This window comes from Skermanella aerolata KACC 11604, from assembly GCF_000936425.1.
GTDB lineage: Bacteria > Pseudomonadota > Alphaproteobacteria > Azospirillales > Azospirillaceae > Skermanella > Skermanella aerolata.
Genome location: NZ_AVFK01000001.1, coordinates 323,862 through 339,587 on the forward strand (window position 1 = coordinate 323,862; position 15,726 = coordinate 339,587).

The following is a 15,726-nucleotide window of genomic DNA, read 5'->3' on the forward strand; positions in this document are numbered from 1 at the left end:
ACTGGACCATGGAAGCTACCCATGCAGGAGAGCCGGTGGCGCATTACTCGCAACGGGACGAGGCTACCTACAACCCTCGGCATGGGCGTGAGCATAGCCCTGACTTGCGCGTGAGCGATATCCCGGCCGATGCCATGGCGATCATCGCCGATTGTCAGGTTCCTCTGGTCCTTGTCGGCGTCACATGGCCTTACGAGCTGGCGAAGTCGCCGCTGTTGTACGCCAATGCCGCCATGCTCGACCTTATCGGCCGGAACGCCGAGTCCGATCTTCCCGCGGGCCTTCAGCTTGCTTCCCTGTTCAGGATCGGTATTCCGGAGTCGTGCTGCCCGGCTGAGGTCGAGTTGTTTTCCGCCCTGTCGGTTACGACCGCGCCGGGCGGAGTCCCGCTGGCCGGAACGATCATGGTCGTTCCGGTCAAGGACCGGCTCGGCAGGCCGGCCCAGCGGTTCGCGGCGTTCCTGGCTGGAGAGCCGGCACCGCAGGAACGCCGTCTCGTCATCTCCTTGCTAAGGGCGGCGGCCCTGGCGCTGGCCCAATCCGCCGAAGTGGCGACCGCACGCACCACGCTCAACACGGTCCTTTCCAGCCTGACCGATGCCTTCATGTCGGTCGACCATTCATGGTGCTTTACACGCGTCAACCGCATGGCGGCGCAGGCTTGCGGCATGGCGCCGGAAGACATGATCGGACGCTCCTTCTGGGAACTGTTCCCCGAGGCGATCGGCAGTCCGCTCCAAGCCGCCGCGTATCGGGCGGAAAACGAGCAGGTGCCGGTCCAGGCGGAAGCTTTTCACCCCCGATTCGGCCGCTGGTCGGAATACCATGTCTACCCGTCTCCCGACGGTCTGGGCATCATCGAAACGGACATCACCTCACGCAAGCAGCAGGAAGCACGCCAGCGGCTGATGGCGGACCTGAACGAGGCGATCCGCCTGCTGGCGGATCCGACCGAGATGATGGAGGTCGCCCTCGTCCTGACCGGACGTCATTTCGGCGCCTCGCGCATGGTCTTCGCCGAGATCGATCCGGCAACCTTGAGTGTCGGCGCGTACCGGCAATACGTCGACAATGCCCCTGAATTTCCGAGCGATATTACGCTGGGCGATTTTGGCGAGGCGGCGCTGGAGCATCTTCACCGCGGGCATACCCTAGCGGTCGAGGATGTCATGACCGACGAGCGGACGGCAGCGGGCCTTGAAGCGTTCAAGCGGATCGAAACGCGGGCCCTGCTGGCGGTACCTCTTACCAGATCCAATCGCTTGCTGGCGCTTTGCTCCCTTCACGACAGCGTTCCCCGGCAGTGGTCGAGCGACGAGATCCTCATGGCCGAACGCGTCGCGGAACTGATCGGCGAGGCGGTCGAACGCTCCCGTGCCGAGAGGGCGGTACGCAACGGCGAACGGAGACTGCGGCTCGCCACACAGGCGGCGGCTCTCGGCGAGTTCGAGTACGATCCTGCCAGCGGTGCGATGATACGGTCGATGCTGGTGGACAGGCTGTTCGGTTTTCAGCCCGGAGAGGCCGATACCCGACTCGCACCGCTGCTGGAGCGTGTGCATCCCGACGACATCGCGGCCTTCCAGCAGGGACTGGCGGATGCGCTGGCAGGCAGGTCCGACTGGAACCACATCTTCCGGGTCGTCCACGAAAGCGGCCGGACCGCCTGGATCACATCGGTCGGCGAAGTGATCCGCCGGCCCGACGGCAAGCCCGAGCGGATGGTCGGCATCATCCGCGACATCACGGTGGACTGGCTGGCCGAACAGGAACTGCGCCGGGCCCGCGACGCCGCAACGGAGGCCAGTGCCGCCAAGACCCGCTTCCTGGCCGCAGTCAGCCATGATTTGCGGCAGCCGATTCAGGCCGTTTCCCTGTTCCTCGAGTTGCTCGGCAACAAGCAGATCTCGCCCGATGTCCGCGACTTGGTCGGAATGATCGACGTATCGGTCAAAGGGCTACAAGGCATGCTCAATGGCCTGCTTGACGCGGCGCGCCTTGATGCCGGCATTGTCAAGCCCGTGCTCCAGACCTTCGACCTCGACGAGTTGCTCAGCAGGCTGGCGGCCGAGTTCGAGGCGCAGACTTCCGCCGCGAAGCTCATGTTCGAGGTGAGGCCTGCGACGGTGGCGGTATACAGCGACCCCGTGCTGCTCGAACAGATCCTGCGCAACCTGCTGTCCAATGCGGTCAAGTTCACCACGCGCGGATGCATATTCCTGGAATGCGTGCGCGGAGACACTTCGGTGGACATCCATGTCGCCGATACCGGCCCTGGGATACCGGAGGATCAGACCGAAGCGATCTTCCAGGACTTCCTGCAACTGGACAACCCGGCGCGAGACCGCAACCGGGGCATCGGCCTTGGTCTTGGTACCGTCGCCCGCACCGCGCGCCTGCTCGGCCATCCGGTCAAGGTGACTTCCAAGGTCGGCGAAGGATCGATCTTCACCGTCACCGTCCCGGTCTCGGATGCGTCCGTGAAGCAGCCGGAAAAGGCATGGAGCGGCAAGGAGCAATGGCAGGACCGCATTCTGGCCGGACGCACGGTGCTGGTCGTGGACGACGATCACGCCGTTCTGACCGCACTCCAGATGCTGCTTGAGGACTGGGGAATGCGGGTCGTGCATGCCGGCGCTTTCGAGGAGGTTGCCGACCTTCTGGCCCATGGACAGGTTCCGGTCCTGGATCTGGTCCTTACCGATTACCGCCTGCCCAACGGCGCCACCGGCGCTCAGGTGATCGAACTGGTCAGGCAGCATCCGTCCCATATCGGCATCGCCGGTCTGGTGATGACGGGCGACACTTCGCCCGAACGCCTGATCGAAGCGCAGAAGGTCGAGTGCCGGCTGCTGCACAAGCCCGTCAATCCCGACGACCTGAAGCGAGCCCTGATCGCCTGCTTCTGATGCCCCGATCCGGCTTCCGACCCAGCCGTTCCGCCGCAAGCATGATCCCGGTGGCCGTTCCTTTGCGTCAAGGGCTTGCATCGCGATCGTACAACGCCATCTGAAATCGAAGAGCCTGAAATCGCAAAACGGTTTTTCCACCGGCTGGAGTAAACGAACCATGTTCGATTCGGATGCCAACCGGGGCCGTGATCCGGAACCAGCGGATCCCAACCTCCGCAGCATGACTCGTGTGGCGCTTCTCGGCGGCTTTTCCGTACTGCTGGCGTTGCTTTGGCCGCGTGAGCTTTTTCCCGTGATGCTGGCGGGATTTCTTTTCATCAACGCGCTGATGAGCGCCTTCGCGGCGGCCGTAAAACGCCAACCTGTCTGGGGCGCCACCTTCACCCGCTGGGATGAAGCCGCTGCGTTTTATGTGTTCGGCTTCCTTGCCGCGTTGTTCATCGACCCGGCGGTGATGGAGGAAGCGCTGTCGGCATCCGGAATTCAGGGCTGATCGAGCGCCGGACCGTTTTGGCTGGTTGTCGAAAGTTGTGATGAGCGTCACAATGGTATTGTCCGAAAGGTGGTAGCCTTTCGTTCTGCTTTTTTAACCAGCACCGGTTTGCCATGGCGTTCAGTGCGACCTTCTGGGGCGTGCGCGGTACGATACCCTGTCCTTCGTCGACCCACATGCGGTTCGGCGGCAATACCAGTTGCGTCGAGGTGACGGCGGGCGACCACACCATCATACTGGATTGCGGTACCGGTTTTCGGGCACTCGGAAAGGACCTGATCTCGCGGACCACCCGCCGGGCGACCATCCTGCTCAGTCATTTCCACCTTGACCATATCGCTGGCTTTCCCTTCTTCCAGCCGGCCTACAAACCCGACTTTTCGTTCCGCATCATGGCCGGACGCTTCAACGCCTGTCCCGACATCCGTTCGGTGCTGGCAACCCAGATGGACCCACCGCTCTTTCCGGTACCGATGCGGACGATGCGCGCCGACCTGACGTTCGAGGATTTCCGCCCCGGCGATACGCTGACCCTCGACGGTGGCTTGACCGTCCGGACGGCGGTGCTGAACCACCCGGATGGCGCCTGCGGCTACCGGATCGATCACGAGGGGCATTCGCTCGCCTATGTGACCGACACCGAGCATGTGCCGGATGCGCCGGACCGGAACATCCTGGAACTGATCGATGGTGCGGATCTGGTGATCTACGACGCGACCTATACCGAGAAGGAGTTTGCCTGCAAGGCGGGATGGGGACATTCCACCTGGGTAGAGGGGATCAAGCTGTGCCAGTCGGCCGGTGCCCGCCGGCTTGCCCTGTTCCACCACGAACCCGACCATGACGACACAGGCATGGAAGAGATCGAGGCGGAGGCGCAATCGGTCTGGTCTTCCGTCTTTGCCGCCCGCGAGGGGGAAACGGTCACGCTGGAATAACCGGCCTGAGAATGATTGGCCGGGGAATGACCGGCCTGGGAACGATGCTTGCGGCGGCGGTCACCGCGTCTGGACGAACCGGGTCGGCCAGTCGCTACGCGGGACGATCCTGATCACGTAGGGCGACGTCAATACCTGGGCATTGATGGTGCCGGGGGCCGGTATTCTCTCCCCGTAGGAGATCACCATCTCCCGGCTCGCCGGCAGCCCCTGCTCGGTGAAGCGCTGATCGGTCGTTATCTGCTCGTTGATGCCTTCGATCGCGACCCCGTAACCGGCGGTCTGACGCATGCCGAGGAATATCCCGATTCCCATCCAGCCCTGTGGCAGGGGACCGGGTGCCGGATTGGCCGCCAGGTTCCATATGTCCTGCCACTCCTGTTCGGTCCGCGCGATCAGGGTCGTGCGGCCCTGGACGCCGGCCTGGATGCCGCTCCATTCGAAATGGCCGTCGATGCCGGGCGGAGCCCGCCCGGCCTGGGCGCCCTCGGCGTTCGACAGGGGTTCGCCCGCCAGAAGGTTCATGGCGGGAGTGCAGCCGTTTGCCAGGATAAGAACGGCTGTGAGTACGGCTCCAGGGACAGCGAAACGGGGAATATGCATCTATCAGGCAACTCGCGGCAGGGCTGTTTCCACCAGCTTGGCCCAATAGCTGGCGCCCACCGGCAGGATCTCGTCGTTGAAGTCGTAACCGGGATTGTGGACCATGCAGGCGCTGGGACCGCCGGCCTGTCCGATCCAGACATAGGAACCGGGCTTCTTGTTGAGCATGAACGCGAAGTCTTCCGCTCCGGTGCTGGGGGCGGGATCGTAGATGACCTGCGAAGGCCCGACCACCTCGGCGGCGACCCGGCCGGCGAACACCGTTTCTTCGGCGGTGTTGACCGTGGCGGGATAGTTGCGGCGGTAGTCGATCTCCACCGTGGCGCCGAAGGCTTCCGCCGTGGCGGTCGCAACGCGCCGCAATCCTGCTTCGACCATGTCCTGCACCGCGACCTCGAAGGTCCGCACGGTACCGCTGAGCGTCACCTCGCTCGGGATCACGTTGTAGGCGGAGCCGCCGTGGATCTGGGTGACGCTGACAACGGCCGAGCGCAGCGGATCTGTATTGCGGCTGACGATCGATTGCAGCGCCGTCACGATATGGGCGCCGACCACGACGGGATCGATGCCGAAATGGGGCATGGCGCCGTGGGCGCCGTTGCCGCGGACCTTGATGTCGAACTGATCCGCCGCCGCCATGATCGGGCCGGTGCGGACCGCTATGGTGCCTGCCGGCATTTCCGGCCAGTTGTGCATGCCATAGACTTCGCTCACCGGGAACAGGTCGAACAGGCCTTCCTCGACCATCTTCTGGGCGCCGCCCTTGCCTTCCTCGGCCGGCTGGAAGATGAAGTGGACCGTGCCGTCGAAGTTGCGTGTCTCCGCAAGGTACTTGGCGGCTCCGAGCAGCATGGTGGTGTGGCCGTCATGGCCGCAGCCATGCATCTTGCCCGGATTCGTCGACGCATGCGGAAAATCGTTTTGTTCCTGCATGTTCAGCGCATCCATGTCGGCGCGGAGCGCTATCGACTTGCCGTTGCCCAAGGCTCCGCCACCCTTCAGCGTGCCGACGACACCGGTGCCCCCAAGGCCGCGATGCACCTCGATGCCCCACTCCTCAAGCTTCGCCGCGACGATGCCGGAAGTCCGGAACTCTTCGAACGCCGTTTCGGGATGGGCGTGGAAGTCGCGCCGCCAAGCGGTCATCTCTTCCTGGAAATCAGCGATTCGGTTGATGATCGGCATGTATCGTCTCTGGTTTCGTGCAAGCTTGCCCGCAAGGACACAAGTGGGCCGGGGGAGGGCCGGGGACACGTTAGCAGAGAGATCGCGGTCAGGACAGACGCAGAGGTTCGGCTACCTCATGCAGGCGGGCATCGATCGCCTCGGATGTCGGCAGGCTTTCCTGGGCGCCCAGGGCCATGCAGGCGAGCGACGCACCGACGCTGGCGCGGTGAAGCGCCTCCGCCGGTTCGGCGCCGCCGTCCAGTGCGGCCGTGAGGATGCCGCAGAAGGCGTCGCCGGCGCCGGTGGTATCGACAGGGTTGATCTTGAGCGGAGCCGCCGTCCAGAGAGCCCCGTCCGACTCAGCCATTAGGGCGCCGGCGCTGCCCAGGGTCACGACGCAGGTGACGCCGCAGGTCCGCGCCAGATCGCGGGCGAGACCGGTGGCGGAACTGGCTGACAGGCCGAGGCGGTCGGCGATCTCCGCCGCTTCATGCTCGTTGACCACCAGCACGTCGATCAGCTTCAGGACTTCCGGCGGGACGTCGGCGGCGGGCGCCACGTTGAGCACGGTGCGGGAGCCAAGGTCGTGGGCGCGCCGGATCAGCGCCCAGTTCTGTTCCGCCGGCACTTCCATCTGCATCAGGACAGTGGTGCCCGGACCGAGCCTGGAATCCTCCACCCGGTCCGACGCGGCCGCCAGATTGGCGCCGCTGGCGACCGAGATGAAGTTCTCAGCATCGGCATCGACGCAGATCATGGCGCAGCCGGTCGGCTGCTCGACCAGATGGATGCCGGAGGTATCGACGCCGGCGCGCACGAGGTTCTCGACCAGACCCGAACCGAAGGCATCGGGGCCGACGCAGCCGGCCATGGCGACCGGCGCGCCGGCGCGGGCTGCGGCGACGGCCTGATTGTTGCCTTTCCCGCCCGGCTTCAGCGTATAGCCGGGGCACAGGACCGTCTCTCCAGGTTTCGGCAGAACCGGGACCGTCATCACGAGGTCCATGTTGAGTGAGCCGAAAACCAGAATCATGGCAGTCCCGTTCCCTGAAGAAAAACGGCGCCGCTCAGTGTGAGAACAGCACCGGTATGGTCATGTGGTGCATAATATGCCGCGTTACGCCGCCCAACACCAGTTCGCGAAGCCGCGACCTGCCATATGCGCCCATCACCAGCAGGTCGGCCGACACGTCCGTCGCGTAGTTCAGGATCATGTCGCCCGCATCCATGCCCCTGGCCGAGAAGTGATCGGCGGTCACCATGACGCCGTGGCGGGCCAGGTGGAGTGCGATGTCGGCTCCTGGTTCGTCTCCCAGCCCGTCGAAGCCGGGCTTCGGGTTGACGGCAAGGACGCTGACCTTTTGGGCAGCTTCCAGCAGCGGCAGGGCGTCGTTGACGGCGCGGGCGGCCTCCCGGCTGGCATTCCAGCCGATCACCACGCGTTCGCCGATGCTGGCCTGTCGACCCGCATAGGGAACCACCAGCACTGGCCGGCCGCAGTTGAACAGGACGTCCTCCGGATGGACCGGCGGCACCTCGCCGTCGCGGTCGGGGTCGACCTGGCCGACGACGACGAGGTCGGCATAGCGGCCGACGATGCCGGTCACTTCCGTCGGATTGCCGCGCAGGGCGCGCCATTCCGACCGGCCGCCGATACCGGCCAGTTCGACGGCCCGGCGGAACAGGGCGGCGGCTTCATCCGCATGCTCCTGGGCGGTGCGCCGCTGGATGGCGATGATGCCTTCGCCCAGTTCGCCCGCCACATAGCTGGGGAGGACAGGGGGAGAGGCGATGAACAGGCCCGTCAGGTGCGCGTCGTGCTTCTCGGCCAGCAGGATCGCGGCATTGACCCGCGCAGTGGACTGGGCGGTTTGGTCCACGACGACGACCAGGTTCTTGAGCGCCATGGTTTCTCTCCCTCTTTTTGCATCATCGCCGCCTTGGCAGGCAGGCAAAGGGCTCCCTGCCCTCCAAACCAGCATCCTCCCGTTGCCGGTCCCCAATCATTGATTAGGATCAAAAGGGTGTTCAGGAAGAAAGGCGTTCAGGACGAAAGGCCGTTCAGGAAGAAAGGCTGCGCGGCTTCGCGACGCTCAGCCGATCGGCCCAGGGCTCCAGTCCTTCCAGGATGCCGTCGTACAGCTCTACCCCGTTGCGGAGTTGGTCCGCGCGCCGTTTCAGGCCACCTTCTCCGGGCAGCCGGACGGGCGGCCCGCCGGGACGGGGCGGCGTGGCATGTGCGGCATCGGCCAACCAGGTCGTTTCCCGGATGAAACCGTCCCGGCCCCCGAAGGCGTCGGGATCGAACACCTGGAGGAAGACCGAGGCGCCCCAACCGGTCGCTCCGTCCGCGCGGCCATACCCGCCCAGCGCCGACGTCATCATCTCGACCATTAATCCCAAGGCATAGCCCTTGTGCCCGAGGTCGAGGCCGCCGAGCGGCAGGATCGCCCCGGGCGGTTCGGCGAAATACGCGGAAGCATCGGCAGTGGCGTTGCCGTGGCCGTCGATCAGCCAGGGATGGGGCAGGGGCTTGCCTTCGGCGTGGCTGCGGTTGGTCAGCCCGTTGGTGGTGGTGGACATGCTGACATCGAGCAGGACCGGCCCCTTGGATGTCGGCCAGCCGGCGGCCAGCGGGTTGGGCGTCATGATCCGGCCGATGCCGCCATGCGGCGTCACGCTGGCGCCCGCCGGATCGGAGCTTGCCAGGATGATCGCCAGTCCCCTGTCGATCGCCCGTTTCAGATAGGCGGCCAGACAAGCGATATGGTGGCTGCGCCGGATCACGACGGTAGCCGTGCCGTACTGCACGGCGCGCTGGCTCGCCAGATCGAGCGCCTGGACCACCAGCCAGGGGCCGGGCAGGCGCCGTCCGTCCCAGGTTATGGCAGGCCCGGTGTCGGCGATCGTTTCCGGGTCGCCGCCGGTCGTCATGGTGCCGGCATCGATTTCCTTCAGGTAGCCGGGGAGCAACTGGAGACCATGGGTGGTATGGCCGAACAGGTCGCCTTCCACCAGGATCTCGGCGACGGTCCTGGACCGGGTTGCCGGCAGGCCGGAAGCCTGAAGCAGGGCTTCGGCATACCCGACGAGCTTATCGGCGGCGAAGCGTGGCATCGTGTTTCCTCCATGCGCTCTGTCTGAATTTTCTGATGTTGACGCCGCCCATGGGGCAGCGGATCGTTTGCCATGGCAACAAAAATTCGCCATGGGAAAACCCATAGGGGAGGAGCAAGCAAGATGGAAAGTCCTTTCGAGATCGTCGACAGCCGGTTCCGCCGTTACGCGCTCGGCAATGTCTTCATCGAAAAACTGCATACGGGAATGCGCTGGGCGGAGGGGCCGGTCTGGTTCGGAGACGGCGGGCACCTGATCTGGAGCGACATACCGAACAACCGGATGATGCGCTGGGTGGAGGGAGGCGGCGTCAGCGTGTTCCGCTCGCCGTCGAACTTCACCAACGGCAACACCCGCGACCGCCAGGGCCGGCTGGTGAGCTGCGAACATGGCGCCAGGCGGGTTACGAGGACCGAGTACGACGGCTCCATCACCGTACTGGCCGACAGCCACAAGGGAAGACGGCTGAACTCGCCCAACGATGTCGTGGTGAAATCGGACGGCTCGATCTGGTTCACCGATCCGCCATACGGCATCCTGACCGACTACGAGGGCCACAAGTCCGAGATCGAGCAGGACGGCTGCCACGTCTACCGGATCGATCCGGAGTCCGGCCAAGTCGCGGTGGCCGCCGGCGACTTCGACAAGCCGAACGGCATCGCCTTCTCACCGGATGAACGGATGCTCTACGTCGCCGATACGGGAGCTTCGCATCGTGACGACGGACCGCACCATATCCGCGCCTTCACCGTTTCCGAATCGGGGATCCTGTCGGGCGGCGAAGTCTTCGCCACGATCGAGCCCGGGCTGGCGGACGGGTTCCGCCTGGACACCGACGGGAACATCTGGACCAGCGCCGGCGACGGTGTCCATTGTTTCTCGCCCAACGGCGACCTGTTGGGAAAAGTCAGGGTTCCGGAGGTAGTTTCCAACCTCGCCTTCGGTGGACCGAAACGGAACCGGCTGTTCATCACCGCCACGACGTCGCTCTACAGTGTTTATGTCGGCGCCGTCGGGGCGGGGCGGTTCTGACCGGACGGGTCGACGGCTACGACGCCGAGGTTGAAGAAGCCTCGGCGTCACGCTCCGCATCCGGCGGGGTGTTGCTGTTGTCGTGGCGCAAAGTGGAACTGTCGAATGGCTGGAGCCCCAGATCGGCCATGACCTGCTCAAGACTGCGCGGTGGTGTCAGTAGATAGCTGCTGATAGGCATTGAAACTCGCTCCGTTCCGATGGAGACAAATTAGCGTGATCGAGTAAAAGACAGATTAATGACAGAGATTTAATTGCCGTTAAGCATGACTGACAGCCGAATGTTGCCATTTACAGGTCAAGTAACTTCGCTGCCGAAAGAGTCCGCTCGTCGCTAAAGAGGTTACTCCTACTACTTTTGACTTTATAGTGGATGGCTTCGCCATGTGGAAAATTCTGACTTTGGTTCTCGCCACCGCCGCCCTGGTGGTATTTCATACGCCTCTCATGGCGTTGGCCTTCTTCGGCGTCGTTGTCGGCTTGTTCGTTACAACCGTCTTCGCCTCAACCTCAAGTTCCGGGGGGCGTGAGTTGTAGGGCGACGGCAAAGCGGCCAGCCCGGTCCCCTCTGCGAGACCGGGCCGCCCGTCGCGGTCATTCGGCCGCGTGGTGCGTCATTTCAAGCGGGCGCTTCTTCGGCGGCGTCTGAGGCGGCGCCACCGAAGCGCGCAGCAGAAGGGAACAGCCGAACATGATCAGGCCGATTACAAAGACCACTAACGAAGCGAGCGCGGCAAAGGCCGACCTTGTCTCGTCGAGCCAAAGCGTGACCCCTGCGACGATAAAGCACGCATAGCTCCCCAACCCGATCAGGCCGGCCAGCGGACCGATGTTGAACGGAACGTTACTCAACCGCTTCTTTAAGTCCTGAGCCCAGGTGCTCGCCGTTGCATAAATCATGACTGTGCCTGACCTGTTCCTTGTTTTGATTCGGAATTGCCAAGAATAAGCGCGGTTTGCGGTTCCCGCGTCAAGCCGTTTGGTTGGCTCCGGCATAGGCCGAAAATAAGGCGGAAAGGAGATGCTCAACTGCGCGCCATTTAACCGCTTGTTGACCATCAAGCCCCAAAATTGTCTCCATGCGGCGGAGGATCCGCGTTACGGGTACTGGAGATGACGGTGTCGGGCAGTTTTGAAATCCGCCCTCGCGGGGGCGATCTTGAAGGTGGAGTTTCCTCCTCGCGCCGCACGGCGGATCATCACCGCGGCGGTGACGACGCCCTGTTCGACGAGTTCAACAATACCCTGGCACGCCTGGAAGGCGCCGGCCGCGACCGTGGAAGCACCAGCGGCCTGATCACCCAGATCGAGCAGCTGGCCTCCGTGGTCGAGCGGCAGGCACAGGAACTGCGCGTCGCCCGCGGGGCCGCCGCCAAGCTGGAAGGCGAGAACGAACGGATGCGGCAGATGCTGCACGCCCTGATCGCCGCCATCGACGCGGGGGAGACAAGGCTGTTCGGAACGGTGGAGCGCGCGGAGCGGCGTCTGCGGGAACTCATCGATACCGGCACCGCCTTGCCCGAACCGTCCCATCAGGTCCAGGCGCCGCGTCCGCGGGCCGCCCGTCCCATCCGCGAACCGGAACCCGGCCGGCCAGCCAAGCCGTCCATCCGGGTCATCGAATAGCCGAGTAAATCGCCGTGCGGGTGCCGGGCCTTTCAAGCCCGGCGATTCCGCGCAGCCGTCATTCCTATTCCAGTCCGACCTTTTTCCTGACGTCGTAGCTGCGGTCCTTGGCCCAGCGCTCCAGGAAGGATGCCAGTTCGCTGTCTGGAGGATCGGGCAGAACGACTTTCAGCTTCACGTACTGATCGCCGGCTATCCCGCTTTTAGCGTCGGGAATTCCCTTGCCCTTGAGCCGCAGGGTGCCGCCCGTGTTGGAGCCGCGCGGCACCTTGACCGCGACCTGACCGCCCAGCGTCGGCACCTTGATCGTGGCGCCCAGCACCGCTTCGGGAAGGCTGATCGGCAGCTCGAGGTGAATGTCCGATTCCTTGCGGACGAAGAACGGGTGCTGCTCGACATGGACCTCGACGATCGCGTCGCCGGCCGGTGCCCCGCCCATGCCGGCGATGCCTTGGCCCTTCAGCCGGAGCTTCTGCTGGTCTTCGGTCCCCGGCGGGATAGCCACGTCGATGCTCTTGCCGGTCGAAAGATTGATTCGGCGCTTGGTGCCGAGTGCAGCTTCGGTGAACGGGACGGTGACCGAATAGGCGATGTCGGTGCCGCGTTGCTTGAAACCGGCGCCGGCACCGGCTCCGCCGCGACGGCGGCCGGCGCCGAACAGGTCGGAGAAAAGATCCTCCGCGTCGAAACCGCCGAAGTCTCCGGCGCCCGCCCCGGCGCTGCGTCCACCGCCCGAATATGCCCGGTGAAGCGGACGTTCGTTGCCGTTGGCGTCTATCTCGCCACGGTCGAACCGCCCGCGCTTTTCCGTATCGGACAGCAGGTTGTAGGCGCCCGAAACGTCCTTGAACCGTTGTTCGATGTCGGGGCGGCCCGGATTGAGGTCCGGATGATACTGCTTTGCGAGCTTCCGGTAAGCCTGTTTGATTTCTTCGGCTGAGGCCGACCTGGTCAATCCCAGAACCTGATAAGGGTCGCGCATGACGGCCACGAGATAAAGTATCCTGTCAAAAAGATCCGGCACTACGGCGACCACCCGCCATCCGGAACGGTGGCGGGCGTCTTGACAGGTCCGACTATCCCGATCGATCGCCGCAGCTTACTGCACGATCTTCCAGGAACCGTCGGGCTGCTGGCAAGCTTGGCCGAAAGCCTGTTGGGTTCTGCCCCCGACAGTAACCGTTTGCTGGTATTCCCGGCAATAAGCGTTTGTGTTCGACTGGCGGCCCTCACGGATTGGCACGATCACGCCGGAGTTGCCGCTCTCGGGATTGTTCCAGACGATCTTCTGTCCGATCGGAGCCGCATAAGCCTGCTGAACCGCGCGCCCGGCGTAAGCCTGGTCGGCGCGATCGAGGGAGGAGCCGATCTCGCTGCCGAGCAGGGCGCCGAGGATCGTGCCGGCGCCGACCGCGACCAGCTTGCCGGTGCCGCCGCCGATCTGCGAACCGAGCAGGCCGCCGGCGGCAGCACCGCCCAAAGTGCCGAATCCCTGCTTCGGACCGATCCCGTCCGTCGTGCATCCGGCGACGAGCGTCAAGGCGAGGAGCGCCGGAGCGAATTTCTTGACCATCTTGCTGCAAAGCCTCGTTAATTCATGCCAGAGTGCGACGGTTCACCCAGGCGCTGCCAATTCGGACACTGGACCGGCATCCCCCGCCGAGGATACCTGCCATCTGAATCGGCCGACCGGTCTGTCCGCCGACGCATGGAAATCCGTATCGTCTCTAATAATGTATATTCCGTTTCACTCCAGCGTATGACGGGGATCACAGATGATTGAGTTTAATGCAAACGATCCCTTCGGGCTGTTCCGCCAATGGATGGCCGATGCGGAAAAGTCGGAACCTGAAGATCCCAACGCGATGGCGCTGGCGACTGCCGACGCCTCGGGCGTGCCGTCAGTCCGCATGGTGCTTCTGAAGGGGATCGACGACAGGGGGTTCGTCTTCTATACGAACCTGGAAAGCCGAAAGGGCGTCCAGCTTGCTGAAAATCCCAACGCGGCCCTGTGCTTCCACTGGAAATCGCTCAAGCGGCAGATCCGCGTCGAAGGTCCGGTCGAGGCGGTGAGCGAGGCGGAAGCGGACGAGTATTATCATAGCCGTCCGCGCGGCAGCCAGATCGGCGCCTGGGCATCGCGCCAGTCCAGGCCGCTGGAAGGACGCTGGGAGCTGGAAAAGCGAGTGGCGGAGTTCACCGCAAAGCATGCGATCGGCACGATCCCCCGGCCACCGCACTGGTCGGGCTTCCGTGTACTTCCCAGCCGGATAGAGTTCTGGCACGACCGCCCTTTCCGGCTTCACGACCGCGTGGTTTTCCATCGTGCAGGAGGAGGGGCCGGGGAAAATGCTGCGGGAGATAAAGGATGGACAACGGAGCGGCTGTTCCCCTAATAGCGCCGTATGGTGCAAGGGAACGACAAGATGGCCGATTTGAAACGGGACCGGGCAGAGCCTGTAGATCATGACGGCGCCTTGCGCCGCCGCGCCACCTATGCCAGCGTCGCCGTCGCGGCGACGCTGATCGTCGCCAAGCTGACGGCCTACCTGTTCACCGAGTCGGTCAGCATACTGTCTTCCCTGATCGACAGTTCATCGGACCTGCTGGCGTCGCTGGTGACGCTGCTCGGCGTGCGGGTCGCCTTGCGGCCGCCGGACCGGTCCCATCGCTACGGGCATGGCAAGGCGGAGTCGCTGGCGGCGCTCGCCCAGGCTGCCTTCGTCACCGGATCGGCCGTTTTCCTCAGCTATGAGGCGATCAACCGGCTGATCAATCCGCAGCAGATCCAGGAAGGTCTTGCCGGCATCGCCGTCATGATCCTCTCCATCTTCCTGACCGTCGGCCTCGTGGCATACCAGCGCCATGTGATCCGACGGACGGGATCGATGGCGATCGGCGCCGACAGCCTGCACTACAGCGGCGACCTGTTCATGAACCTCGCGGTGATCGCGGCGCTCGTGATCACCAATGCCACCGGCGTCGGGTCGGTGGACCCCATCTTCGCGCTCGGCATCGCCGCCTTCCTGGTGTTCGGCGCGACCCGGATCGCCAAGGGGTCGCTCGATACCCTGATGGACCGCGAACTGCCGCATGCCGACCGGAAACGCATCCGGGACATCGTCATGGCCCATCCCGCCACGCGTGACATGCACGACCTTCGCACTCGCAATGCCGGCAGCATCGTCTTCATCGAACTGCATCTGGAACTCGACAGCCACCTGACGCTTGCCGCCGCCCACGACATCACCGATGCGGTGGAAGCCCAGCTGATGGAGGCTTTTCCACAGGCCGAAGTGCTGGTCCACCAGGAACCCTACGGCCTCAGCGACGAGCGGCTCGACACCCGGATCGCCGAAGCCGGCCGGCTTCGGCGTGGTTTGTGAAATCTTAACCTCGATCCCCCGATCATCTGACCTGAATATGGATCAGGCGACGTTCGGGGTCGGTCGTGATACGGAAATTGGCTGCGCTGTTGATGACCGTGCTGGCGTTGACCGCCTGCCAGGATGAGGTGCCGTCCGAGGACGCCATAGCAAGCCTGCTTGAAGTTTCGACGAACCAGGAACTGGCGCTCGTCAGGATCGGACAGGCGGCGGGACCGAACGCCGGCATGATCCCCGACGCCGTGCGGATCGTCAATTTGAAGAAGCTGGGTGCCGTCACCGACAGCAAGGGGATCTACGTAGCCTCGATCCAGTTCGACGTGATGGTCGAACACAAGGGTGCCCTGACGCTCAACCAGCGCGGCGCCAAAGCAAGGCTCAAGTTGAGCCGCGCCGAGAATGGATGGCAAGTAGTCGAGAAGCAGTAGCCGATTAAGTTCCGCATTGCGGCA

General features: G+C 64.1%; 17 protein-coding genes. 8 read left to right on the forward strand and 9 right to left on the reverse strand.

Annotated elements, in window-relative coordinates; all coding sequences use genetic code 11:
* Window positions 1-8: 8 nt before the first annotated feature.
* The 3 genes from N826_RS39570 to N826_RS01440 all read left to right on the forward strand — a co-directional run bounded on the left by N826_RS39570 (window position 9) and on the right by N826_RS01440 (window position 4,343).
* Entirely contained in the window at window positions 9-2,909 is a 2,901-nt protein-coding gene (locus tag N826_RS39570; protein WP_084720402.1) for an ATP-binding protein, read from the forward strand.
* A gap of 160 nt (window positions 2,910-3,069) precedes the next feature.
* Window positions 3,070-3,405 (forward strand): hypothetical protein, encoded by a 336-nt coding sequence (locus N826_RS01435; RefSeq protein ID WP_044425528.1) that lies wholly within the window; start codon window positions 3,070-3,072, stop codon window positions 3,403-3,405.
* Between the two features lie 113 nt (window positions 3,406-3,518).
* Window positions 3,519-4,343 (forward strand): MBL fold metallo-hydrolase, encoded by an 825-nt coding sequence (locus N826_RS01440; protein ID WP_044425529.1) that lies wholly within the window; start codon window positions 3,519-3,521, stop codon window positions 4,341-4,343.
* A 60-nt stretch (window positions 4,344-4,403) separates the two neighbouring features.
* Here the strand turns inward: N826_RS01440 and N826_RS01445 are convergent, their stop codons facing one another.
* The 5 genes from N826_RS01445 to N826_RS01465 all read right to left on the reverse strand — a co-directional run bounded on the left by N826_RS01445 (window position 4,404) and on the right by N826_RS01465 (window position 9,230).
* Window positions 4,404-4,868, reverse strand: coding sequence for a protease complex subunit PrcB family protein (locus N826_RS01445; RefSeq protein ID WP_044425530.1), 465 nt, complete (start codon window positions 4,866-4,868; stop codon window positions 4,404-4,406).
* A gap of 81 nt (window positions 4,869-4,949) precedes the next feature.
* Window positions 4,950-6,131, reverse strand: coding sequence for a M20 aminoacylase family protein (locus N826_RS01450; protein ID WP_044425531.1), 1,182 nt, complete (start codon window positions 6,129-6,131; stop codon window positions 4,950-4,952).
* A gap of 88 nt (window positions 6,132-6,219) precedes the next feature.
* A complete protein-coding gene (locus tag N826_RS01455) occupies window positions 6,220-7,146 on the reverse strand; it encodes a ribokinase (RefSeq protein WP_044425532.1) in 927 nt (308 codons plus the stop codon).
* A gap of 34 nt (window positions 7,147-7,180) precedes the next feature.
* Window positions 7,181-8,020, reverse strand: coding sequence for a universal stress protein (locus N826_RS01460; protein ID WP_044425533.1), 840 nt, complete (start codon window positions 8,018-8,020; stop codon window positions 7,181-7,183).
* A 154-nt stretch (window positions 8,021-8,174) separates the two neighbouring features.
* Complete coding sequence (locus N826_RS01465) at window positions 8,175-9,230, reverse strand: Ldh family oxidoreductase (RefSeq protein ID WP_044425534.1); 1,056 nt, start codon at window positions 9,228-9,230, stop codon at window positions 8,175-8,177.
* 123 nt (window positions 9,231-9,353) lie between these two features.
* Here N826_RS01465 and N826_RS01470 point away from each other — a divergent pair, with 123 nt between their 5' ends.
* Entirely contained in the window at window positions 9,354-10,262 is a 909-nt protein-coding gene (locus N826_RS01470; RefSeq protein WP_044425535.1) for an SMP-30/gluconolactonase/LRE family protein, read from the forward strand.
* A gap of 16 nt (window positions 10,263-10,278) precedes the next feature.
* Here the strand turns inward: N826_RS01470 and N826_RS42770 are convergent, their stop codons facing one another.
* Together N826_RS42770 and N826_RS01475 are read right to left on the reverse strand one after the other, a co-directional pair.
* Complete coding sequence (locus tag N826_RS42770; protein ID WP_157599312.1) at window positions 10,279-10,443, reverse strand: hypothetical protein; 165 nt, start codon at window positions 10,441-10,443, stop codon at window positions 10,279-10,281.
* A 413-nt stretch (window positions 10,444-10,856) separates the two neighbouring features.
* Complete coding sequence (locus tag N826_RS01475) at window positions 10,857-11,324, reverse strand: hypothetical protein (RefSeq protein WP_147040038.1); 468 nt, start codon at window positions 11,322-11,324, stop codon at window positions 10,857-10,859.
* A 57-nt stretch (window positions 11,325-11,381) separates the two neighbouring features.
* Between N826_RS01475 and N826_RS01480 the strand changes: the two genes are divergently transcribed.
* On the forward strand, window positions 11,382-11,888 hold the full coding sequence (locus N826_RS01480; RefSeq protein ID WP_147040036.1) for a hypothetical protein: 507 nt from the start codon (window positions 11,382-11,384) through the stop codon (window positions 11,886-11,888).
* A 64-nt stretch (window positions 11,889-11,952) separates the two neighbouring features.
* Here N826_RS01480 and N826_RS01485 read toward each other — a convergent pair whose 3' ends face one another.
* Together N826_RS01485 and N826_RS01490 are read right to left on the reverse strand one after the other, a co-directional pair.
* Window positions 11,953-12,870: a DnaJ C-terminal domain-containing protein gene (locus N826_RS01485; RefSeq protein WP_044425847.1), complete on the reverse strand. Its 918-nt coding sequence runs from the start codon at window positions 12,868-12,870 to the stop codon at window positions 11,953-11,955.
* A gap of 117 nt (window positions 12,871-12,987) precedes the next feature.
* Entirely contained in the window at window positions 12,988-13,461 is a 474-nt protein-coding gene (locus N826_RS01490) for an RT0821/Lpp0805 family surface protein (RefSeq protein ID WP_044425538.1), read from the reverse strand.
* 202 nt (window positions 13,462-13,663) lie between these two features.
* Between N826_RS01490 and pdxH the strand changes: the two genes are divergently transcribed.
* From pdxH to N826_RS01505, 3 genes are all read left to right on the forward strand, one after another.
* Entirely contained in the window at window positions 13,664-14,284 is a 621-nt protein-coding gene (gene pdxH / locus N826_RS01495) for a pyridoxamine 5'-phosphate oxidase (RefSeq protein ID WP_044425539.1), read from the forward strand.
* Window positions 14,285-14,314: 30 nt separating this feature from the next.
* A complete protein-coding gene (locus N826_RS01500) occupies window positions 14,315-15,274 on the forward strand; it encodes a cation diffusion facilitator family transporter (protein WP_044425848.1) in 960 nt (319 codons plus the stop codon).
* A gap of 77 nt (window positions 15,275-15,351) precedes the next feature.
* Entirely contained in the window at window positions 15,352-15,702 is a 351-nt protein-coding gene (locus N826_RS01505) for a hypothetical protein (RefSeq protein WP_147040033.1), read from the forward strand.
* Window positions 15,703-15,726 lie beyond the last annotated feature (24 nt).